We start from the raw sequence: 23,198 nt of genomic DNA on the forward strand, positions 1-23,198 counted from the left end.
ACAGAACAAGGAAAGAGCACGATGCGCGTCGACTACCACCAACGACTGGTTCGTGTGATTCGTTATTTAGAACAACACTTTAATGAACCGCTCAACCTGCCAGAAGTGGCCGCGCTGGCGAACCTTTCCCCTTATCACTTTCACCGTACCTTCAAAGCCGTGCAAGACGAGACACTAGCGGATTTCATTCGACGCTTGCGCTTAGAAGCGGCTGCGGACGAATTATTCAAATCCAAGCAACCGGTATTAAACATTGCCCTAGAGTACGGATTTTCTAGCTCGCAGAGCTTAGCCAAAGCCTTCAAGCAACATTATGGCGTTACACCTACGGCCTTTCGCGACTGCGAAAACTACCAGCAATTTTCTGAGCTAGCGCGAAACAGCAAGATTGGACACGCACTGCGCAAGAATGGAAACGAACGAACCCGAAGCGATTCATATACTGGCTCTGAACTCACAACATGGAGCAACAATATGGAAACGCAAAACTTTGATAAAGCAAAATTGGCCTACGTTCGCGTGAACGGCCCTTATGGCCAAGGTTATGAAGAACCATCAGGTCGTTTGTATCAATGGGCAGGAATGAAAGGTTTGGCGGGCAATACCTGTATCTTCATTTATCACGACAACCCAGAAATCACGCCAGACGAGCAGTGTCGTACTGATATCTGCTTGATGGTGCCAGAAGATACCGAAGTACCAAAAGGCATTGAGCTACAAGACTTCCCTGGCGGTCAATACGCGGTGATACGTCAGCAAATTACCGAATTCAGCCAATACCCTAAAGCATGGGATGATTTGATGAGCAAAGTAGTTGAATCTGGTATTGAAAACGACTGTCGACCTTGCTTCGAACTTTATCATAGCTACGATCCACAAACGCATCATGCAGACGTCAGCTTCTGTACATCCATCAAATAAACCAAAAGCCTGCGTCAATGCAGGCTTTCTTGTATTTGTGCAGTGGTTATAACCGCTTAAATTGCTTCGCCGTTCACCGTTACTGCCACATCAATGTTGCCACGAACTGCGTTTGAGTATGGACAAACTTGGTGTGCGATGCGCGTTAGTTCTAGCGCTTGTTCTTGTGGCATGTCTAGCTCTACCGCTAGGCTCACTGTCAGTGCAAAGCCACCGTTATCATTCGGACCAATGCCCACCTCCGCTGTTACGGGTGCACTTTTCAGGTTTACTTTACCTTCACGCGCTACGTGCAGAATCGCGTTAGAAAAACACGCTGAATAGCCCGCGGCAAAAAGCTGTTCTGGGTTAGTTGCTGCGCCTGTGCCGCCCATTTCCTTCGGGTATGACAGCTCTAGATCGAGAAGACCATCATCTGTTTTTACTTGACCATTACGACCAGCCAAAGCGGTAGCTTGAGTTTTGTATAGAGTAGTCATGCGAGTGTCCTTCTTAATTTAAGTTGTGCGCAATTTAATTGCTTGCAATCTTATATCGAAGTAAAGATCGTTTGCAACTATATTGTGCACAATTTATTTTATGACTCTCTTTCTCCGTGAGCAGGTAGGCAACGCCAATGAGCCAGTGTTACACCGACAACACCATGACCGACGACGATAAACTCTTACTCGAAAACCAAGTTTGCTTCCCGCTCTACAGCGCAGCAAATGCAGTGATCCGAGCTTACCGCCCGTTGCTGGACGAGCTTGATCTGACTTATTCGCAGTACTTAGTGATGATGGTACTGTGGGAGAAAGACGGTGCCAGCGTGAAAGAATTGGGGTCTCAACTGCATTTGGACTCAGGCACACTCACACCGCTGCTTAAACGCTTAGAAGCAAAAGGCTATGTAGAGCGCGGCCGAAGTGAAACCGATGAGCGCGTTCGCGTACTCAATCTAACCGAGCAAGGTCGTGCCCTTAAAGAGCAAGCTAAGTCGGTGCCAAACGCCATGATGTGTAAAATCACCTTAGAGTTGGATGAAATGATCATGCTGAAGAGGTTGTGTGGCAAAGTGCTCGACAATCTGAGCTAACAAAATAGAAGCATCCGCTTCTCCACTTCCTATTAGAAAGAGCCTGCCGAGATGCAGGCTCTTTCGATCTTAGCTAGACGATCTACTCAAAGTAATCATCGATATTCTCTATTACTAATCTGCGTTCATCTTCAATAAAACCTATCAAAGCAAACTCACTTACATCGGATTTCCCTATCAAGTGAAATAGGAAATGGCTATCAATAGGATAGTTACAAGCGATTTTCCTTAAACACACTCCGATGAGAATATACTTTCCGAAAGCAACAACAGCTCAGCTTAAAACATTCAAAGGAAAGTAAATTATGATTAATACTCAAATCAAACCATTTGCAGCTACAGCGTACAAAAACGGCGAATTCGTTGAAGTAACAGAACAAGACGTTCTAGGTAAATGGGCAGTATTCTTCTTCTACCCAGCAGACTTTACGTTTGTATGTCCAACAGAACTGGGCGACCTAGCAGACCACTACGAAGAGCTACAAAAACGTGGCGTAGAAGTTTACTCAGTATCAACTGACACACACTTCACTCATAAAGCATGGCACGACAGCTCAGACACAATCGGTAAGATTCAGTACTACATGCTTGGCGACCAAACAGGCAACATCACAAACAACTTCGGTGTGATGCGTGAAGGTCAAGGTCTTGCAGACCGCGCTACGTTCCTAATCGACCCAGAAGGTACTATCCAAGCAATGGAAATCACTGCTGAAGGTATCGGTCGTGATGCAGAAGACCTACTACGCAAAGTGAAAGCAGCTCAATACGTAGCAGCGCACCCAGGCGAAGTTTGCCCAGCTAAATGGAAAGAAGGTGAAGAGACACTAGCTCCATCACTAGACCTAGTTGGCAAAATCTAAGCCACTGAAATTTAAGTTCTAATCAGTTCCGATTTCCTTTTTCTGATTAGAACTGAATTAGAGAGCACTTCAGGTTAGATACCTTGACGACCTTCTGCCTGATTTGCTCTCTCCCCCTCAGGTTTTATCTACAGTAACCACTTTTTATTACTTATCTGAATAAGTAGGTGTGCAGTAATTGCGTAGAAAAAATCGTTTAGAACCAGGCATAGATTTTCGATAGCTAGTTCCCCTAACTACAAAATCTATAACTCAGTTATCAACGATTTTAGCTAGCAAGAATGAACAAATACTTGTTTTGATTGGTAACTATTTAATTAAGGTAGTAACAACTATGTTAGACCAAGCGATCCAACAACAACTCAAACAATATCTGGCTAATGTAAAAGAAGAAGTTCGTTTAGTGGTTAGTCTAGATGAAAGCAAAGCATCGAATGACATCTTGTCTCTAGCGAACCAAATCGCAGAGATGAGCGACCTCATCACCGTTGAACGTGACGACAACGCAAGCGCACGTAAACCAGTGATGGCGGTAACTAACCCAGCAAAAGGCACAGCACTACGCTTTGCAGGCTTGCCAATGGGTCACGAATTTACCTCTCTAGTATTGGCACTGCTTCACTCTGGCGGTCACCCAATCAAACTAGAACCAGAAGTGATTGAGCAAATCGCAGCACTAGACAAAGATCTAGACGTAGAAATCTTCATTTCACTGTCGTGTCAAAACTGTCCGGACGTAGTTCAAGCGTTCAACATGATGGCGGCGATCAACCCGAAAGTAAAAGCAACCATGATCGACGGTGGGTTGTTCCAAGATGAAGTGAAACAACGCGACATCATGGCTGTACCAAGCGTATTCGTGAACGGTGAGCTATTCGGTCAAGGTCGTATGTCTCTGACTGAAATCCTAAACAAAGTGGATGACGGCGCAAGCGAGAAAGCGGCGAAAGCACTGAGCGAAAAGGACCCATACGACGTACTTGTTGTCGGCGGTGGCCCTGGTGGTAGCGCAGCTGCTCTATACGCTGCTCGTAAAGGTATTCGTACTGGCGTTGTTGCTAAACGCTTTGGTGGTCAGGTTATGGACACCATGGCAATTGAGAACTTCATTTCGGTAAAACGTACTGAAGGTCCAAAACTGGCAACTGACCTAGCAGAACACCTAAAAGAATACGACGTAGATGTCGTGACCGAGCAACAAGCTGAGAAGCTAATGGGTGCAGCACACACTGAAGATGGTTTGATTCACATCCAACTTGAAAGCGGCGCAACGCTGAAGAGTAAGAGTGTCATCCTTAGCCCTGGTGCACGCTGGCGTGAAATGAACGTTCCGGGTGAGCAAGAGTACCGCAACAAAGGCGTCGCGTACTGCCCACACTGTGACGGTCCACTGTTCAAAGGCAAGAAAACCGCAGTTATCGGTGGTGGTAACTCAGGCATCGAAGCAGCTATCGACCTTGCTGGTATCGTAGAGCACGTAACGGTTCTTGAATTTGCAGACGTACTTCGCGCAGACCAAGTGCTTATCGACAAAGCGAACTCACTACCGAACGTAGACATCATCACAATGGCGCAAACTACCGAAGTAGTGGGCGACGGTACTCGCGTAACAAGCTTGAAGTACAAAGACCGCAACACAGACGAAATCAAAGAGATTGAACTGTCAGGTATCTTTGTTCAAATCGGTCTAGTACCAAACACAGAATGGCTAAAAGATTCAGAAGTAGCCCTATCTGAGCGCGGCGAAATCGAAGTCGGCAGCCGTGGCGATACTAGCCTAGAAGGTGTTTTCGCAGCCGGTGACGCAACAACCGTTCCTTACAAACAGATCATCATTGCGATGGGTGAAGGTGCAAAAGCAAGCTTAGGCGCATTTGACTACCTAATCCGTAAGCAAGGTTAATCTCCAATTTCTTGAGCACAAATCGCACAGTGCTGTGTTTTCTTCCCCAGAAGGCCAATCGGGGCACTGTGTAGAACGGAGTGGCAAAAAAAAAGCAAAAACCTAGAAGCCCAAAGACTTTGCCAGCAGGTATTAACTGCTGGCTTTTTTGGTTTTTGGGGAATAAGTTACATTCAGGTAGATGGAGATAGGTCAGGTTTATCGCTTTTAATACTGTTTGGCAAATCATCCAAAAATCCGGGCAATGTATTATTAAATCCTCTTTTTTCAAAACCAAAACGGTGAAACCAATATATAGCTCTCAGTAAAGTATCTGAGCAAAAATCAATCGCGCAGAAATCTAATCTTTCATCTATTGATCCCCCATGTACGATTCTGGATCGTGCTTTGTATAGGAGCTTAGCCTTACTTTCAACTACATCACTAAGACCATTATGGTTAATGTTTAAGTGAGAAATTCTTCTTATAAATACTTTTGTAACGCTCTCCTCTCGAAAATTAACCAATGCTTCTAGTGAACTAACCAATTTCAGTAGTTGCTGGTACGAGTTGGGCTCTGTTGATGCATCTCCATACCACAGTAACGAGCGCTCTAACCGCTCAACGACTCTTTGATTAGAAAAGTTGGGAATCAAGAGCAACTCTGGTATTTCAAATGCGATGTGTATGGTACTTTCATCAGAAAGATAGCCTTTGTAAAATTCTTTCCAAAACACTTCTGAGTCAAATTGAAAAGACGCAAATCTAATTGATGAGTCATTGCCCATACTTTTATTGTCTATTCCATATCTATAAAAGTCGAATAAGTGACTATTTCTCTCATTTGAAGCAAGTAAAGGAATTGCCCTTCTTGATAAGCGAGTACCTAGAAGCTTTAAAATGTTATAAGTAGCATCCCTAGCCTTTTCAGCTAGCTGCTGTGCCAACTTCTTACTGCATCGCGTTTGCACATGAACTTCAAGGTAATAATTATAGTCAAATGCTCTAGTTGCTTTAAATTGCATTAACTGTTTTTCTGTTAAATCAGAACGTTCTACCGGAAAAAGCCTAATACTTGGGCTTATTTCCAGCTCTTCGTTTAGATTGAACATTGTTACCGGAAATTGAAAAACTGAAGCAGAAAAGCTTTTTTTAAAATTAGATAGTCTAGTGATCGTAATTGTTTTTAAAGTTTCAGACTGAACATTAACTTCTTCGCCATTTTGCATAACACTCCGAGCAAATCCATAAAGATCAGAGTTGACGTACTCGTATACTATTGCTTCTATGACTTTGTTCAACTCGTATGGCAAGCAATTAATATTATTAACCTTTTGTACAAGAACAGCTAATTCTCTGACGATAGATAGAGAGCTCGCAGTGTGATGCAACTGATAAAAGCAAGGCTCCTGGTTTTGCCATTTTGCTCTCATCTCACGACTTAAATCGCTAGGCGCATCTATAGAACTTATTAAACTGTCTTTATTTACCTTATTAAAATATTCTTTGGGATCATCTGCCCATATTTTCTGTGTATGCGCCAGTTCAGTTAATAGTTCTGTAAATAATTTCAGACCCTTATCAGATAATTGCATTCAGTCCTATCCTTTATTTACATATCATGCACTCTTGTGTGCACCGCACTGTTAGAAATCAACCAATACGTTATACGAATTAATCAAATCAGGTCAATTTATTGTTATAAAATATTGGCCATTCGCATAAAAAACAACGCGATACTACGGTTTGAGATAATACGGAGGGAACAAAATGCTTAATCCAGAGCTCTCAACACTCCGAGCTCAAAGGGGAGGGACTGGTTCTGTATTCGCGGGTAATTGAATTCACACTGCCAGCATCACCACGCGCTGAAATTAGATTCTGAATACTCGCTTAGGCTCCTTCAGAATGACGATGGGAAAGCGCTAAACTCACAACAACAAAGAATAACCCTCCCCCTTGATAACCGCATTCAAATGCTGGGCAAACCATGTCGAGAAAAGGGGGAGTTGGAGGGGGTTGCAAGCACATAACCCAACATTCAACCTCAAACCAACAACCCCACCTAACCTCCCCTTGTATCAAACTCCAAAGCTCTCAATACTCCGAGATCAAATGGGAGGAACGGGTTCTGCAATCGCAGAAAGTTCAATTCACAATGCAACATTACAACACGCTGAAAGTAGATTCTGAATACTCGCTTAGGCTCCTTCAAAGTGACAATGGGAAAGCACTGAGCTCACAGCAGCAAAGAAAACTCTCCCCCTTGATAACCACATCCAAATGCGTAGCAAACCATGTCGAGAAAAGGGGGAGTTGGAGGGGGTTGCAAGCACATAACCCAACATTCAACCTCAAACTACCAACCCCACCTAACCTCCCCTTGTATCAAACTCCGAAGCTCTCAAAGCAACGAGCTCAAAGGGGAGGGACTGGTCAGTATTTGTGGGTAGTCTTATTCAAACCTTGGCGTTAACTCTTTAACCGCGTCGACAAAGGCTCCAATGATTTTAGGACCGCCGTGCCCCTCATCTTCGATGACTATCAACCTTCCTGTATCCCAAGCCTTATTCAAATCCCATGCAGTTTTCACTGGAGAACTGACATCTAACCGGCCATGAATCAGTACCCCTGGAATACCCTGTAGCTTCGACATATTGTCCAAAATATGTGTTTCACTTAGGAATGCAGCATGCTTCCAAAAGTGAATGACCTGCGTAGAGAAAACAGCCCTGAATTGTTCATCTTCAAATGAAGGATTTGGCATAGCCATTGGGTCGATAGAGACGTGTGCAGACTCCCATCGACTCCAAGCTCTATATGCACTAAATCTAACTTCTGCATCTTTACTTAGAATCGCACGGTAATAAGCATCAATGAGCGAATCATCAGGCAGAGCTTGAGCCGCTCGCTGAAACACCTCCCACTCTTCAGGGAAAATTACCTTCATATCCTCGGTAATCCACTTCACCTCAGCGGATGTAGCCAAGTTAATGGCTGCTAAGACAAGCGCTTGGACTCGTGATGGATGAGCTTGTGCGTAGGCAAGAGCCAGCGTCGTACCCCAAGAAATACCAGTCACAAGCCAAGAAGAAACATCTAAGTGCTGCCTTAATTTCTCAATATCTGCGATAAAATTAGAAGTATTAAACTCTTGGATACGATCAAGAGAGTCAATGATCAAAGGTAAGCTGCGACCACATCCTCGCTGCTCAAAAGAAATGATCAGATGCTTTTCTGGGTCATAACGCCGACGATAGCCCGTTTTAAGCCCTGCGCCTGGGCCTCCATGAAGATAAAGCACCGGAATTCCGTTCGGGTTTCCTGTCACTTCCCAGTAAATAAAAACGCCCTTATCAACTTCTAATAACCCTGTGTCAAAAGGCTCGATAGGCGAGTAGAGAAAATCCATATACTTCTTTGCCATCCATTGTGCTTGTCTCATCAAGCACTCACTTTTTAAGCAAAGTGCCTGAAATAAAAGAAGTGATTGTATCGTTTCAAGGCAGGGGAAGTTAATTGAAGAGCTTTAACTTGGCGATTAATTTAGACCGCTATCAAAGGCTTGTACAAAAGAGCTGTAATTTGCTTCTTCATCTGCAATAAAGATAGGGCGATCAAAACCGCCGCCCTAGTTAATGTATTAGAAAGCGATCAACGCTGCTTGGCGAAGACTTGGGTCCAGTAATAACGATAGCTTGCCGACTGGTTCTCCACCATAGATGATCCCATCTGGTCGAAGTCCGCGTTCATGATGTTGAGGCAGTGTCCTTCACTCGATAGCCAAGAGTTCATTACCGCATCGATTGAGCTTTGCCCTGCAGCGACGTTCTCGCCTAACCTGCTCCAAGCATAACCTGTGGCATTGACTCGGCTGGAAAGCGTGCTCCCATCAGAGCCGGTATGACTCATGAAATCGCTGTTTGCCATATCGCTGGAGTGTCCATACGCAGCGCTTTCTAAATCGTAACTCCAAGTAAGCGCGCCAACGGGAGGCATCGTTTTAGAGCCACATTGCTGAGTTTTAGAACGAGCATTGTTAACTGCGGCAAGCATTTGCTCGGCAAAAGTGGTTGATGTTGGTGGTGTATCAGGGGATTGTGAACCGCTATTCGCGGATGCTGACGAATCTCCGTCGCCGCCACATGCACTGAGAAGTAGCGCCAAAGCAGGTACTAAGATCTTTGTTGGCATTATCTGTCCTTATCTGTGTGACGAAAGGTAATAAACGCTTTCGATAACTAAGTCCAATAACCTAACAAAAACCAATAAAAGCACCATATGATGCAAGGTGTTTTAACCAAATACTCACGCTACGCTTTCATAGCTCGAATTTGCTTACGGCTGGAGGTTCAATTCCATATCGATACGGTGCATATCGCCCCCCCAACCATCAGGGATGTAGTTCAGCTCTACGGCACCATATTTGGCAAAAAACGGGGCAGATAAATGACTTGCGGCGATTTTGATTTGTGGGATGTTCAACTGCTCAGCTCGGTGAATCGCTCGGCGCATAAACTCATGACCAATCTTCATGCCTTGCGCTTTAGGTGAGATTAAAATCCAGTTCAAGCTATGAAATGCCTTTGTTTTGCCACTCAAACCATAAGCACCAACGAGTTCACCATTTAGAAAGCACACTTCATAACCTTGTGGGCCACTATCAAGAAACTCCGCGTAATCGTCTCTTTCGTTAGTCGCGAAATACTTAGGACAGTTTTCATCAAAGATTTGCAGGCAGCGCTCTTTATCACTCGGTAAGAAGGCTCTGAAACTTATGTTGTTGGTCATAAAATCGCTCCTACAGGCTACTCACTTACAAATACATACAGATCACCACGACAATGGTTGATACTGTATTCAATTGGACGACCTAAACTATCAAACGCGGTCTGTTCGATAAGAAGGACTGGCGTGGTCGAGTCGATATTCAGTTTCTCAAGTGACTCTTCTGTTGGCATTTTCGCGGATACGCGACTTTGAGTTTTTGAAGGGGTGATGTTTTGACTGTGGAAGTAGTCATACAGTGACAATTGGATGTCGTCAGGATCGTGAATCAGCTCGGAAGGTACGTAAGATTCCTCGATTGATACGGCTTGTTCATCAATATAACGAACACGCTTTAGGAGAAACACTTCCTCACCTTCTTTCAGGTTGAGCGTTTCTGCGATTTCGGCAGAACAAGGCATGGTGTCCTTCTTAATCCACAACGTATCTGGTTTTTTTCCTTTTAGAACCACTTGCTGAGAGAACCCAGTTGCGGCTTTACCCGAATATTCGACTGTGTCGCTGATCATGGTACCTAAGCCACGAGAGCGAACAATAACACCATCCTTATCGAGAACATCTAACGCTTTACGAATCGTAATTCGAGAAACGCCTAACAACTCGCTAAACTCGCGCTCTGTTGGGATAAAGTCTCCGCCTTTTAAGATTTTCTGCTCAGTTGCTGTTTTTACTGATTCAGAAATCTTCATATATAGCGGTGACTTGTCTTTTTGCTCGATGCGAGCCTTTATGAGTTCGATAAGGGGCTGGTAGGTTGTCATAAGGTTCTTATTTTTATCAGCAATTTTTGCATTATACCCGATATTAGAATGGGATAGATAGGGCGAAGCAAAAAGCGAAAGACACCACGCTTCAGCCCTAGTTTTTACCTCATGTTAGCGCAATAGCTTGTTGTGACTTCGCGCCTGGCTTAACAAAAAACAGCAATATTGCCGCAACAAAAACAAGGGCTGCGCAAAGCGAATACGCAAGATCGTAGCGACCAAAAGTATCCACCGACCAGCCAGCGAGAACAGGCCCAATGAATCCGCCAACACCCCAAGCGGTGTATAAGATCCCATAGTTAGTACCAAAGTTCTTCAATCCATAAAGATCAGCCATCACGGAAGGGAAAACAGCAAGCAAAGTGCCATACCCAATGCCCGCAAGACCAGCGCCAATGATCAAAGCAAGTGAGGAATCAAACTGGGAAAACAACAACATGTTTACGGTTTGCAGCAACATGGCAAGACTTAGCGTTTTAAGCGAACCAATCTTGTCGCTCAATAACCCTGTCGCTAATCGTCCACCAGAGTTGAAAATCGCTAAAGCAACAACCAAGTAAGCGCCATCCATAATGCTCGCTTGCGCTGCTGCGATGGAGGTAATGTTAGCTATGATCATCAGCCCGGCAGAAGCCCCGAAAGCATAAGCAAACCAGAGTAAATAAAATGGACGTGTGCAAAGCATGTCTCGCCAAGACACGTCATCACTCGGTTTGACGGCTTGTAATTTTTGCTTCGCTCTTGCCGGAACGGGTTTGAAATCCGTTGGCGGATTAGTAAAAGAACACGCTAGCGGAAACGCAATCACGAGCAAACCGACACCCAACATTTGCAAGCTCACTTGAAGGTCAAATTTGCTAATCAGGAAGCTAGTTAGCGGCGCGAGATAAAGCGCAGCCAAGCCAAACGCGGTGGCTAACGCGCCATTCACCATGCCCTTTCGAGAAGCGTGAAACCACTTCATCGCGGTTGGGTTTAAGCACGCATAAGAAAAGCCAATACCCGTTCCAGTAAGCACCCCAAAGCTCAAACACAAGTTTATTGGGCTAATCGATAGGCTGGATAACACCATACCAATCCCTGCCATGAGCGTACCAACCATGAGCACTTTCTTAGGACCGAATTGGTCTTGTATACGTCCTGCCACCAGCAATGCGAGAGACAGAGTAACGATGGTAATGGTATAGGGCAGAGAAGCTTGAGTGTGGCTCCACCCTAAATCAATGAGGGCGTTTTTAAATACGCTCCATGTATAAAGCACGCCGATGCACAGGTTGATCCCACAACCTGCGGCGAGAATTCTTATCGCTTTGTTATTCATGATCATTACTTAGAGGCATCGCTGTCAGGCAAGCGATATTCGATTGATATGTAAGAGAAAACATTGAGGCTTAACAGAGCGTTAAGCCTCATAGAAAATTAGATTCCGTATTGGCGAAGGTAGTCAGAAATTTGCGCCACACTCGGTGCACAGTCTCCACCCTCATGGCTCACCACATACGATGCAACAGCATTGCCAAGAAGTACGGCATCCGCCAGTTCCCAACCAGAACTTAAGCCTGCAAGTACGCCCCCGGCATGCGTATCACCAGCCCCAATGGTGTCGACCACTTCAGCAGCAAATGGCGCGACCATACCGTTTGATTCTCCGTTGTTAAACAGTGCGCCATCACTATCAATGCGTAGCACCAAAGGGCAGCCATAACGGGAGTACCATTGCTCAACAAAGCTTGGGCTGTCTTGCATGCCAAGGTGCTCCGCTTCTTGGCGGTTAAGCGAAATAATGGGTTTAATTGCAAGTAGGCGCTCAAGTAAGGTGGCGTCAATATCGGCAATACGAGGTCCAAAATCGATAAACAGTTGGACTGTGCTTGGTAAGGTTTCCAACCAATTGACGATTTCAGCGCCACAAGCAGACGCCAATTGATAACCAGATAGGTAGATAATCGCATCGTCATTGATCGATAACTGATTCAAGGTTTCTTGATTCCAGTTGTTTTCGACCCCGCTGACAGACAGGAAGGTTCTTTCCCCATCCGGCTCTACCAGAGCCAAGCACCACCCGTTATCGCCGCTTGGATCCGCTAAGCTGCTTTCTAGACCTTTCTCTTCCATAGAGTGACGAATCAGCTCCGCCCACTTACCATTCCCTATCGGCAGAGCATTGGTCGATTGAAGACCCAGTCGTTTTACCGCAATCGCAATATTTAGCGCGCAACCTCCAACGTGAATGCCTTTTTCTTGCATTTCTAGATCGCCACCTCGCTGCGGTAAGCATGGCGTTTCCGTCACGATATCAACCACAGCAGCACCAATTAAGCACAGTTGGCGCTTGTTGCTAAGCGTAGGAATTAACTCGATTAATGCATTATGAGGCATAGCCCTGCTCCTTAACTTCTCGCAGAGAAAGGAATTTACGCGCGTATTCATCAAAGTCTAGTTGGTTTTCATCATCTAACTGCTTCTTCAATTTTGTGTCAATCGCTTGAATACCATTTAGCGCACCACAAATTGCAGTGGCCATCGCGCCAATAGTGTCGGTATCACCACCTAAGTTTGCGCACAAAATCGCACAACGATTCGGATCAGTTTCAGCCAACTCGACCATCGCAATCGCTGCAGGGACAGATTCAATGGTACTGACTCCTGCACCCACTAGGTTGTAGATTTTCTCCATGCGATCTTCAATACCACTGTCTTCGCTTGCCACCATCAGAGCGAGCTCAACACGAGATGCCATCGAGGCACTAAAAGTGGTGATGTTCTTGGTTTGAGCCGCAAGAGCAATCGCAGGTAATTGGTCTTTGATAGCGCCCCAAGTGTGCCCTTCAATGGCTTTCGATACCGCCCAAGCAATCACTACGGCACCAGAGATAGCAACATCAGATTTGTGCGTCGGGCTAGAGGCTAACGACACTTGCTCGATAAAGTCATCCAAACTGTTGGTTGGTAACAGACAGCCCATCGGTGACACACGCATTGCTGCACCGTTAGTGACGCCGTTGTTTTCTAGCTCGCTGATTGCCACACCTTCTTTGATTGAACGCATTGCCGCTTTTGAACTCGGACCAAAGATGTTTTTGTTAAATGCATCGAAACCTTCCGCCCAAGTCAGCACGTTTCTAGCGATCACCTCAGGAACAATCTCACCATCGCACTCGATGATGGCGTCCGCCAGTGCCAAAGCCATAGAAGTGTCATCGGTAAACTGACAAGCAGTGAAATAACAAGCCGCGTTATTTTCTTTAGGACCATCAAGGAAGCGGTCAATCCAGCCGAAGTGGGCTTTTACTCGGCTACGAGGCCACAATTCAGATGGCATCCCCATTGAATCACCAAGTGCTTGACCATAAAAAGTGCCGAGGATTCTGTCTTGTTTTGAAATTGTCATCTTACTTACCAAAATAGGGGTTAAATATCCTGCCCAACTGACATAGAAATATTGGGCAGGGTTAAAACTTAAGCTTGTGCTTTCTGTTGTGCAGTAGCGTCTGGTTGATCGTCCATTTTGATTGGTTTGATCTCGCCACTAGGCTCACGGAAGAAGTACATAAAAATAGCGAGGATGATCGCAATCATGATGCCGCCGAACCCCCACATGCCAGCCCAATCAAACGTTAAGCCATTCTGCGGTGTATCGTAGGCGAACATTTTTTCCATTAGCACGCCGCCAAGACGGTAACCCAGTAAGCTACCAATGCCCTGACAACCCAGCGTAATCAAACCTTGAGCCGCAGTACGCATGTGCGCTGGCGCTTTCTTATCGACATAAATGTATGCCGTTACGAAGTAGAAGTCGTAGCTCACGCCGTGTAACAAAATGCCCAAGAACAACAATGAGTACAGGTACCAAGTGTCCGCACTACCGTAGACAAAGAATCCGTAACGGATAGCAGCTGTAGCAAGACCAAGTAGCAATACCTTTTTAATACCAAAGCGTTTGGTGAAGAAAGGAAGTGCAAGCATAAAGAAGATTTCAGAGAACTGACCCAGCGTCATCCAACCTGTTGCATTGCTCATACCCACTTCCGTAAGGAAGCCGTTTGCAAAGATGTAGTAGAACGCAAGAGGCATACTAAACATGAATGAACACACGAAGAATGCTAAGAAGTTTCTGTCTTTCAAAAGCACCATCGCATCCAGACCCAGCATCACTTTCAGGTTCAGCTTGCCCGTACTCTTCGGTGGTGTGTTTGGTAGCGTTAGCGCAAAGACACCCAATAGTGCCGAGCTCAGAGCCGTAATAATTAGAGGAATGTTGCTTGAAGAAATATCGCCATAGCCCAACCAAGATGGCAAGAAGCCTATTGCAACGCCTGACGCAATCCAACCAATCGTGCCCATTACACGGATACGTGGGAAGTCACGTTCAACGTCGTCTACGTTAGAAAAAGCAATACTGTTGGTCAGCGCGATGGTTGGCATGTACGTTAAAGAATAACCAAGCAAGAGCGGGAAGAAAGTGGCGAACTCGGTTTGTTGTGCCGCTAAATACATCAGCACCGCACCAGCAAGCAACATGACTGAGAGTACTTTTTGTGCTGGGAAGAATCGGTCAGTGATCGAACCAACCAGAATAGGCGACAAAATCGCCGCAATAGCAGTACAAGCGTAAGACCAAGCGATCTCCGTTGGTGTAAAACCATTGGTATTAAGAATTTGCCATAACGGAACGAACCAAGCGCCCCATATAAACCATTCAATGAACATCATTGAAGATAGTTTGATGTTAGTCGTTTTCATTTTTTATCCTTAGGTACTGTAGGGTACGGATCAAATGGTACGATCTAAAATAATACCAATACAATACCAATGTAATTCTTTTGTGATCTTTGTATCAGGTAAAAAATACTTCATCAATCTTGAAAACATAGACGACTGGCGAGACACAAAACAGCAGTAAGCAACTATTTTCAGTAGTCCTAACCAACTTTCACGGCGAAACATCACTAGCAGGGAGTCGCCCAATTTGAAGCTCAGCTAACGCTCAATATCACCGTGTTTTCTAGCCCATTTCATAAGTCGTTACACAACTCGGGGCTTTAGGGCTTTACATCTGGCGCTAGGAGTAGAACACTTCTCCCAAAGTAAAATCGAAGCCGACATAGTAGAGTCAGTAAAATTATGAGTAACACCACGGCGAAAAAGTCGAATCCATTAGTCGAGATCCTGTTTAACGTCATCATCCCTTCATTCATTTTGATGAAGTTCAGTGGTGAAGAGCACCTAGGAACAGCCATGGCATTAGTTGTCGCCTTGCTATTCCCGGTGGTTTACGGCGGTATGGATCTAATCCGTAATAAAAAATTCAACTTCATTTCTGCGCTTGGTTTTATCAGCGTGCTTTTGACTGGCGGTATTGGTCTATTAGAACTAGACACTCGTTGGTTGGCGTTGAAAGAAGCCTTGATCCCGGGCTTAATTGGTATTGCAGTATTGGGATCCACCTTTACGCGCTACCCGTTAATGCAGAAGATGCTATTGAACGACACGGTTTTAAACCTACCGCTGATTAACGAGCGCTTGGAGCAAAATGGCAAAACTCAAGCATTTGAGCGTTGCCTGATGTCTTCTAACTACCTGTTCGCTAGCACGTTCGCGTTCTCATCAGCGATGAACTACTTCCTAGCAACTTGGATTGTGACTAGCCCAGCGGGCACAGCGGCATTCAATGAAGAGTTGGGCAAGCTAACCCTTTATAGCTACCCGATGATTGCGATCCCAAGTATGTTGATGATGTTTGGTATTTTCTACTACATCTGGCGCCAAGTTCGCGCAATGACGTCGCTAGAGACCGAGCAGATTTTTCATACAAAGTAATCCTTGCTCAGCAGCCTTCATCAGCAAAAGTCAGATAAAAAGAACCCCGATAATTGAGAGCCAATTATCGGGGTTTTGTTTTGTGGGGGGTTATTGATTAGAAGCTGTAAGCCACTGATGCTTTGAAGTTACGACCTGCTTCGTAGCTGGTGTACTTATCTGAACCCCAAGAAATACCAAAGCCTGTGTGCTCTGCGTATTGCTTGTTGAATAGGTTGTCTACCGCTAGGTTAAGCGACAAGTCTTTTGCAAAATCTGGTACGTAAGCGGCCCACAAGTTGTGCGTTGCGAAACCTGCACGTTCAATCTTGTCGCCATCTTCGTCTTTATAGTCGTTACCCGGAACGAAACGAGAATCCCAACCAAACACAAATTCATTGGTTAGATCGTACTTGAAGCCAGCCTTGATGTTATGGATACGCGTTTTGTTCATTTGGCTCTTCTTGCCATTCTTCAGGTTTGTTTGGTCACCATCAGAGTATGAGTGGTTTGCGTAAAGCGCGAAATCTTCAATGCTGTAAGTAAACACGGTCTCTACACCCCAAACTTCAACATCGTATTGGTTTGCCAAGGTTGTGTTGTTCTTGGTTGGGTGCATTTGGTTGTCTAGGTCATACTGGTAAGCAGTGAAGCCAAGAATCGCATCATCCGCCATCAGCAAACCAGACATATCGTAGTCAAAGCCTGCTTCGTAGTTGTTACCCGTCATCGCTTTGGTATCAGACTGTTTAACATCGCTCGCCGCTTTCATGGTTAGCGTTTCTGGCAGTGAAGCGCCTTTGAATAGACGACCGTAACCAATACGCAGTCTTAGATTCTCAGTCGTTTGGTATTCACCTTGGAATTTAGGCGATAGTTGATCGTATTTACCCGTAAACACACCGCCTAACTTATGCACATCGTAGCGAAGACCAGTGACAAAACGGAAGTCATTAATCTCGAACGCGTCTTGAGCGTAAACACCGTAAGCTGTTACAGTACCGCCATCCATATCGTAGTTCTTCGTCTCACCTAGTTTCGAACCAGACGTGTAATGACCGAGGCCAGAGTCAATCCACTGCTCTGCTTTGTAGCCCTCGAAACCGTAAGTCAGCTCGTGATTACCAACCCAAGAGATGTTGCGGATGTCACCACCGATGGTCGTCACATTGTACTCGCGATCAGGAATAGATAGGTCGCCATCTTTGGTGAATTCCCAAGCGCCGTTCACTTTATTCCATTCACCGTACTCTTCAGTTAATGCGTCACGCTCCATGTATTGACGGTTGTAGTACAGGTTGGTTTTTAGGTTCACTAAGTCGCTACCGTTATCGAAACGGTGTACAAACGTCACGGTATCACGGTTGAGTGAGTTATAGTTGTGTTCATCATCTGCGTAAAGCGCACCGGCTTTTTCACCCGATAGCTGACGTTTTCCGCCATCTTGGTAAGTGTCGAAAGTCAGTTTGAACTCGTTAGCATCGTTTGGAACGAAGACGAGCTTCACTAAACCAGATTTCAGTTCACCCTGCTTTGAAGTCACGTCATCTTTACCAGGAACGTAAAGGTCGCCGTCTTCTGAGTAGTTAAGAATACCCATCAACTGAAGTTCATCATTCAGCTTCGCGTAAACCGCAACGTTCGTCGTGAAGCGTTCATAAGCCGTTTGATACCCCGCTTTAACACGAGCACCGATGCTTTCGTCTTCCGCGAGAAGGTCGCTGGGATCTTTTGTTTCGTAGCTGAATGAGCCGTTAATCGCACCAGCACCAGACAATACAGAGTTACCGCCTAGCGTGATTTCAGCTGACTTAAGCATCGCTGGATCGAACGTTTGGTCGCCCGAGTGGTGGAATAACTGGCCTTCTTGGCGCGCACCATCAATGGTCACGACAGAGTATTTATCTTCCATACCACGAATGTAAACTTTACGAGAGTAACGTGCGTTACCGTCTACAGTAACACTCGGCATGGTATTCAATACGTCTTTAATATCCGACGCTTGTTTGAGCTCTAACGTTTCAGCGTTAATCTCAGTTTGAACAAGTTGATCAAGGGCAGAACCGACAACAACAATATTTTCATCGGAAGCGTGAGCAGCAAAAGAGGCAATGGCAACGGTGATGGCTGCTGGTAGTGACTTCAGTTTCATAATACTACTTATATTTTATAAACAACAACGTGGTGCGAAGCATAATACACAACATTAATGATAATTAATCTCATTTACATTCTTTACGTTAATGAGTGATTTATTTTTATTCAGGATGAGCAATGTATCGCCATAAAATGGGGCAACAGAAAAGAACAAGGAAGCACGAGGAAAGAGCATTGTGCGGTTTTGATTGCGGTGCTTGAAGATACCTGTGGTAACTACATCCGACTGATGCAAGAGCTTTAAAAACAGCTCATGAGCGGATAGAAAGAGTAGAGGTTATCAGGTAAGCATCAAAATCTGAGACCTCTTGTTTGTATAAAGCCCTACCGAAAAAGTGTGATTACACCAAGCAAAGATATGAAAGTGATCGTGTATTCGATATCCAACTCGATTAGCATGGATTTTTTAACATCCTGTCACATTTATAAAAGCTATGTTTGGATTAAAACGAATCAAATCAGAAAATGAGGCGCTAAAGCAAGAGTTAGCAGATCTCAAACAGAAGTACCAAACTGACGTTGCCGCTCTGGAAAATCAGCTCCAAGAGGCTCAACAGCTTGTTCGCTCCGCTCAACAGGAACACCGCAATAGTGATGAGTTGATGTCGAGCAGTTTGAAAGGTGGAGATATGCTCCAAACCATTCGAACAGAGATGGTGGAGAGTGCGCAATCTATGGCGCATGAAAACCAAGAGCTGCAACAACTGGATGAGATGTTTAAGCAAACCCATCAAGCACTTGCTCGCCTTGATAACCGAGCAGTGAAGATCAGCACGCAAGCGTCTCAAAGTATTGAATCTGTACAAATATTAGATAACACCGCCACTTCTATTTCCCACCTTGTATCTACTATTCAAGAGATTTCTGACCAAACCAACTTGCTTGCTCTAAATGCCGCTATTGAAGCCGCACGAGCTGGTGAAGCTGGACGTGGATTTGCTGTGGTCGCCGACGAGGTCAGAGGCCTTGCCGGTAAAGCCAGCGAAGCTAGTGAACAGATTGATTCTTTGGTGAATCAAGTACTCACCCAAGTAAACGCAATTAAAGCCTCTATTGATGAGAACCAAGCTTGTGCCGAGGAAGTGTCTGCTTCTTCTGCGCAGATTGGCTCTATTGTCAACGAAGTGGTCGTGAAATCGGAACACATGAAGCAAGTGATTCATATTGCTTCAACGCGTGCCTTCTTAGATACGGTTAAGCTCGACCACGCAATTTGGAAGAACAACATCTATCGCCTACTACAAAAAGGGGCGTTTGGTGAAAGCATTAATAGCCACACTGAGTGTCGATTGGGTCAATGGTACTACCGTGGTGATGGAAAGGCCTACAGCCACTTAAGAAGCTATGCATTGCTTGAAGAACCACACAAAGGCGTGCATGACGGTGGACGTGAAGCAATGAGCCAAGCCAAATCTGGCAACATGGCAGCGATGGTGACTGCAATTAACGCCATGGAAGACGCCAGCGAACAAGTGGTGGTGCAAATCGATCGCTTGATGGATGAGATTATCGCGAGTTAAACGCAACTCGATGAATCCTAACTAAACCGCAAAAGGGATGGTAAATACCACCCCTTTTTTATTCTTCAATTTACCCAGCAACATCTGCTTGAATATCATCACTGCATGGTCAGAATAATTTTGCCTTGCAGCACGACCGACTCATCCTCTATCAGCTCAAATGCGCTCTGAAATTGTTCCAACGGAAGGTAGCGAACTACATCGAGTTGTATCTGGTGCTCAATAAAGTGTTCTAGCATCTCAGCAAAGATTTGTTTGCGAACAGTCTTACCAACCGAGTCTTCCCAATAGCGCAAAAAGAACGTACTGAAGTCGATATTGTGCTGCTTCATACAAGCGAAGAAAGCAGGCTCATAAGGAGTTAGAGAAAGCGTTCCGTAATTAATATACGTTCCTGAACTACGCAAAACTTGGATGAGTTCTGTCCCCAACTTGCCTCCAATGGCATCGAACGCGATATTGGGTAGAGGTAATTTTCGGGCATCAATTTGAGATTGCAGATCTTGCTTGCTATTTAGCACTGCAATGGAGTCGTATGGATAACGCTCTGGCGCAGAGCTTATTGCAATCAAAGTAAATCCAAGCGAGTGCGACAACTGAGCAAAGATCTTACCAATCGCAGAATTACCCGCGTTGATGATCACCACATCCTTTTTGCCTAACTTGGCAACTTGAGTGGTGATCACCCAAGCCGTCAGGGCATTGATATATAACTGGCAAGCGTAGCCATTCTCAAGTTCTTTCGGCACTGCAAAGACATTCTCCGCAGGCGCATCGACATAGCTTTGCCACGCCCCACTCTGTGCCACCAGCACCTTCTGCCCAGTGTAAAACTCGCATTGGTGCGGATCGTTTATCTCAACCACACGCCCTACCGCTTCAAAGCCGGGCACTCGCGGCGGTACATGGGTACGACGATACTGCCCTACTCCCAGAATCGACAATCGGTCACTTGGATTGATGTTCGTAGCTTCGATTTGCACGCGAACGTTACCCAAAGCCAGTGGCTCTAGTTCAACATGATCCAACACCAGCGACACACTTGGCGAACCAAAGCTCAGTTGATTAACGCGAGTGTTTGTCTTGGTCGAGTTGGTCTTAGTTAAGCTCATCTGGATACCACTGAATTGCTAGAGAGAATATGGCGCGCCATAGCGAAACGGGTATATAACGTTTTCTCGGCGCGCACGTCAAACCTAAGTGTTTAATAAGCTATTGGATAGGCAAATAAACTTCCGTCAATAAATCACACTCATCCACCTCGTGAACAAAGTTTAAGTACTTGAAGAAGCATGGGTATTCTCGCAGCGTTTCACCGCTTTCCGGTAACCATGTTTGGTAAAGGTAACGAATAGAATCCCCTATCGAGTGATGGCTGCCTTTATGTATCACGACAGCGCAACGCCCACTTTGAATTGTTCCTGATTGCACACCATAGGTGTTTTCTGGCACCACACCTTGATGCGAGCCAGCAATATCAAATCGAAACTCCTCTTCCGGCGTGTCGTTCGGATCAGAATAAGGAATACCAAATGTCTCACTCGATTTAATTGGCGAGAGTCCGCTGCTTTTTCTCCAAGCAATAAACTTGGCCGAGCTTTCGTAAACTAGTTCAGGGCTACCTTTATGCGTGATAAAAGCAATGTCTCTCTTCGCAAAGTCAATGATTCTTACGTTCATAGGATGTTCTCCAATCGTTGGCGACTTAAACTCAAATTGTTTGTGCCAAACCTTCCATTCTGGCTGCTTTCTAAACTGAGTCGGTGTCTGCTTAAACAACCGAGAAAACGCTCTAGAAAAAGCTTCGAGACTTTCAAAACTTGCCTCGAAAGCAATATTGGTAACACTCACTTGAGGCTCAAATGCCAAACGAAACGAAGCGCGTTTCATGCGTGATAGCAACACATATTGCATGACGCTAATACCTGTGAAGGATTTGAAGATACGGTGAAAGTGATATTTGGAACATGCCGCTACCTCACTCAACGATTCTAGCGTTAAAGTTTCATCTAAATGTTCATCGATGAAATCACAAACGGCTTTAATCCGTTTTTGTTGAAGAGTTGCGGCTGTCATTTTTCTTGGTTTCTCAGTTAGGAAGTGGGAAGAATCATACCGACCATCAAATCACTCCGCCTGATTGAAATTGCGCAGTTACGAGATGATTAACCCAATCATAGTGAGTCTTCCCATCACACCACAAGACGCATTGCCCTAAACGGGTTGGCTCAGCATAAACACCACTACTAACGCTAGGCTACTGCCCATGCATCGGTTTACCCACACTACCTTTTGTGGTGACTGAATAAACCGGTTCAATACGGTGCCAAAGTACGCCCACGCAAACATCCCCAGTACACCAGTTCCCACCATCACGCTGATAATGATCACCACCTGTGTCAGGTAATCATTGTTTGGTGAGATGAACTGAGAGAACACCGTTAGCGAGGCAACCCAACTTTTCGGATTAAGAATTTGCACCCAAACGCCAGATAAAAAGCCGGACTTTTTCGCATTCGAATCATTGTCGAGTTCCATTGTGGCAATCGACCATGCGAGATACAGCAGGTACGCCGCACCAATCCACTTTAACGCCGTGTACAATTCAGGGTAAAGGGTAAACAAACTGACAAGCCCCACACTTGCACCAACCAACATGATGATCACCCCGACTGCATTACCCAATACGAACGGTACAGTCGCAGAAAACCCATATCGACTTGAAATACCTAACAGCGCGACGTTACCTGCTCCGGGCGTTAAAGAAATAGAAACGGCAAACAACAAAAATGCCGCCAACAATTGAGCACTCATGCACTCTCTCCCAAAAAGTAATCAACGAATATGGGAAACAGTCTAACGATTTGGGTAGAAAGAAAATTGCTATCTGCGCTACGATAAAAGCCAATTTGAGCAGACTATTTCCATAGTAACCATGAAAAAGAAAGAATCCACCAACTTTGAATTAGATAGTACTGATTTTGCCATCCTTGACCATATTCAGAAAGATGGTCGCATGAGCAATTCTAAGCTTGCCGAGACCGTCAACCTAAGTGAAACACCCTGCTGGCGACGCTGGAAAAAGATGGAAGAGGAAGGCTACATTGAGGGTTACGCCGCGAAGTTGAACCGCAAAAAACTCGGTTTCCAAGTCTCTGGTTTTACGCTAGTGACTCTAGGCAGTCACGAAGTAGAAAACACCACGCCGTTTGAAGACTTCGTCGCAGAAACCGACTGGATCTTAATGTGTCACTGCATTGCTGGCAGTGCGGATTATATGGTGCAAGTGGTGGCTCGAGACTTAGACGAATACTTTGACCGCATCAGTGCGATTCGCCGCGTGAAAGGCATCAGCGCCATTCAATCCAACGTATCCGTAAAGGAAATTAAGAGTACTTTCCAGTTGCCACTAGAGTAGTGTGATGGACG

21 protein-coding genes are annotated in these 23,198 nt (G+C 45.2%); 7 read left to right on the forward strand and 14 right to left on the reverse strand.

What is annotated here, in order from left to right; all coding sequences use genetic code 11:
* Nucleotides 1–21: 21 nt before the first annotated feature.
* Nucleotides 22–921 (forward strand): AraC family transcriptional regulator, encoded by a 900-nt coding sequence (locus tag BSZ04_RS03715; RefSeq protein WP_088879581.1) that lies wholly within the window; start codon nt 22–24, stop codon nt 919–921.
* 56 nt (nt 922–977) lie between these two features.
* Here BSZ04_RS03715 and ohr read toward each other — a convergent pair whose 3' ends face one another.
* Nucleotides 978–1,400, reverse strand: a complete 423-nt coding sequence (gene ohr, locus BSZ04_RS03720) for an organic hydroperoxide reductase Ohr (RefSeq protein WP_005374640.1) — start codon at nt 1,398–1,400, stop codon at nt 978–980.
* A 137-nt stretch (nt 1,401–1,537) separates the two neighbouring features.
* On the opposite strand from ohr, the gene ohrR reads away from it, so the two are divergent.
* From ohrR to ahpF, 3 genes are all read left to right on the forward strand, one after another.
* On the forward strand, nt 1,538–1,996 hold the full coding sequence (gene ohrR, locus BSZ04_RS03725) for a transcriptional regulator OhrR (protein ID WP_088879582.1): 459 nt from the start codon (nt 1,538–1,540) through the stop codon (nt 1,994–1,996).
* Nucleotides 1,997–2,301: 305 nt separating this feature from the next.
* Nucleotides 2,302–2,859, forward strand: coding sequence for an alkyl hydroperoxide reductase subunit C (gene ahpC / locus BSZ04_RS03730; RefSeq protein ID WP_005374632.1), 558 nt, complete (start codon nt 2,302–2,304; stop codon nt 2,857–2,859).
* A gap of 334 nt (nt 2,860–3,193) precedes the next feature.
* Nucleotides 3,194–4,762 (forward strand): alkyl hydroperoxide reductase subunit F, encoded by a 1,569-nt coding sequence (gene ahpF / locus BSZ04_RS03735; protein ID WP_005374617.1) that lies wholly within the window; start codon nt 3,194–3,196, stop codon nt 4,760–4,762.
* Between the two features lie 173 nt (nt 4,763–4,935).
* On the opposite strand, the gene BSZ04_RS03740 is transcribed toward ahpF, so the two are convergent.
* The 9 genes from BSZ04_RS03740 to BSZ04_RS03785 all read right to left on the reverse strand — a co-directional run bounded on the left by BSZ04_RS03740 (nt 4,936) and on the right by BSZ04_RS03785 (nt 15,036).
* A complete protein-coding gene (locus BSZ04_RS03740) occupies nt 4,936–6,336 on the reverse strand; it encodes a HEPN domain-containing protein (protein ID WP_161493754.1) in 1,401 nt (466 codons plus the stop codon).
* A gap of 860 nt (nt 6,337–7,196) precedes the next feature.
* Nucleotides 7,197–8,186 (reverse strand): prolyl aminopeptidase, encoded by a 990-nt coding sequence (pip, locus tag BSZ04_RS03750; RefSeq protein ID WP_088879583.1) that lies wholly within the window; start codon nt 8,184–8,186, stop codon nt 7,197–7,199.
* Between the two features lie 209 nt (nt 8,187–8,395).
* On the reverse strand, nt 8,396–8,935 hold the full coding sequence (locus tag BSZ04_RS03755) for a CAP domain-containing protein (protein WP_088879584.1): 540 nt from the start codon (nt 8,933–8,935) through the stop codon (nt 8,396–8,398).
* Between the two features lie 144 nt (nt 8,936–9,079).
* A complete protein-coding gene (locus BSZ04_RS03760; RefSeq protein WP_088879585.1) occupies nt 9,080–9,532 on the reverse strand; it encodes a GNAT family N-acetyltransferase in 453 nt (150 codons plus the stop codon).
* Between the two features lie 17 nt (nt 9,533–9,549).
* The gene (locus BSZ04_RS03765) at nt 9,550–10,290 is read right to left on the reverse strand and encodes a GntR family transcriptional regulator (RefSeq protein ID WP_088879586.1); all 741 of its coding nucleotides are present in this window, start codon (nt 10,288–10,290) and stop codon (nt 9,550–9,552) included.
* A gap of 109 nt (nt 10,291–10,399) precedes the next feature.
* Nucleotides 10,400–11,614, reverse strand: coding sequence for an L-lactate MFS transporter (locus BSZ04_RS03770; protein WP_088879587.1), 1,215 nt, complete (start codon nt 11,612–11,614; stop codon nt 10,400–10,402).
* Nucleotides 11,615–11,712: 98 nt separating this feature from the next.
* The gene (locus BSZ04_RS03775; protein ID WP_088879588.1) at nt 11,713–12,672 is read right to left on the reverse strand and encodes a PfkB family carbohydrate kinase; all 960 of its coding nucleotides are present in this window, start codon (nt 12,670–12,672) and stop codon (nt 11,713–11,715) included.
* Nucleotides 12,662–13,684 carry an ADP-ribosylglycohydrolase family protein gene (locus BSZ04_RS03780; protein ID WP_088879589.1) on the reverse strand — a complete coding sequence of 341 codons (1,023 nt, stop codon included), beginning with the start codon at nt 13,682–13,684 and terminating at the stop codon, nt 12,662–12,664. Before BSZ04_RS03780 ends, BSZ04_RS03775 begins: the two co-directional genes overlap by 11 nt.
* A 68-nt stretch (nt 13,685–13,752) precedes the next feature.
* On the reverse strand, nt 13,753–15,036 hold the full coding sequence (locus BSZ04_RS03785; protein ID WP_010453788.1) for a nucleoside permease: 1,284 nt from the start codon (nt 15,034–15,036) through the stop codon (nt 13,753–13,755).
* A gap of 381 nt (nt 15,037–15,417) precedes the next feature.
* Here BSZ04_RS03785 and BSZ04_RS03790 point away from each other — a divergent pair, with 381 nt between their 5' ends.
* Nucleotides 15,418–16,113, forward strand: coding sequence for a VC0807 family protein (locus BSZ04_RS03790; protein WP_010453787.1), 696 nt, complete (start codon nt 15,418–15,420; stop codon nt 16,111–16,113).
* 97 nt (nt 16,114–16,210) lie between these two features.
* On the opposite strand, the gene BSZ04_RS03795 is transcribed toward BSZ04_RS03790, so the two are convergent.
* Nucleotides 16,211–18,244 (reverse strand): TonB-dependent receptor plug domain-containing protein, encoded by a 2,034-nt coding sequence (locus BSZ04_RS03795; protein WP_088879590.1) that lies wholly within the window; start codon nt 18,242–18,244, stop codon nt 16,211–16,213.
* Nucleotides 18,245–18,683: 439 nt separating this feature from the next.
* Here BSZ04_RS03795 and BSZ04_RS03800 point away from each other — a divergent pair, with 439 nt between their 5' ends.
* Nucleotides 18,684–19,769 (forward strand): methyl-accepting chemotaxis protein, encoded by a 1,086-nt coding sequence (locus BSZ04_RS03800; RefSeq protein WP_088879591.1) that lies wholly within the window; start codon nt 18,684–18,686, stop codon nt 19,767–19,769.
* A 98-nt stretch (nt 19,770–19,867) separates the two neighbouring features.
* Here BSZ04_RS03800 and BSZ04_RS03805 read toward each other — a convergent pair whose 3' ends face one another.
* The 3 genes from BSZ04_RS03805 to BSZ04_RS03815 all read right to left on the reverse strand — a co-directional run bounded on the left by BSZ04_RS03805 (nt 19,868) and on the right by BSZ04_RS03815 (nt 22,583).
* Nucleotides 19,868–20,881 carry a zinc-dependent alcohol dehydrogenase family protein gene (locus BSZ04_RS03805; RefSeq protein WP_010453782.1) on the reverse strand — a complete coding sequence of 338 codons (1,014 nt, stop codon included), beginning with the start codon at nt 20,879–20,881 and terminating at the stop codon, nt 19,868–19,870.
* A 100-nt stretch (nt 20,882–20,981) separates the two neighbouring features.
* Nucleotides 20,982–21,845, reverse strand: a complete 864-nt coding sequence (locus BSZ04_RS03810) for an AraC family transcriptional regulator (RefSeq protein WP_088879592.1) — start codon at nt 21,843–21,845, stop codon at nt 20,982–20,984.
* A 138-nt stretch (nt 21,846–21,983) separates the two neighbouring features.
* The gene (locus BSZ04_RS03815; protein WP_088879593.1) at nt 21,984–22,583 is read right to left on the reverse strand and encodes a LysE family translocator; all 600 of its coding nucleotides are present in this window, start codon (nt 22,581–22,583) and stop codon (nt 21,984–21,986) included.
* Between the two features lie 121 nt (nt 22,584–22,704).
* On the opposite strand from BSZ04_RS03815, the gene BSZ04_RS03820 reads away from it, so the two are divergent.
* Complete coding sequence (locus BSZ04_RS03820) at nt 22,705–23,187, forward strand: Lrp/AsnC family transcriptional regulator (RefSeq protein WP_005450000.1); 483 nt, start codon at nt 22,705–22,707, stop codon at nt 23,185–23,187.
* Nucleotides 23,188–23,198: the final 11 nt, after the last annotated feature.

The organism is Vibrio rotiferianus (assembly GCF_002214395.1).
In the GTDB taxonomy this organism is placed as follows: Bacteria; Pseudomonadota; Gammaproteobacteria; order Enterobacterales; family Vibrionaceae; genus Vibrio; species Vibrio rotiferianus.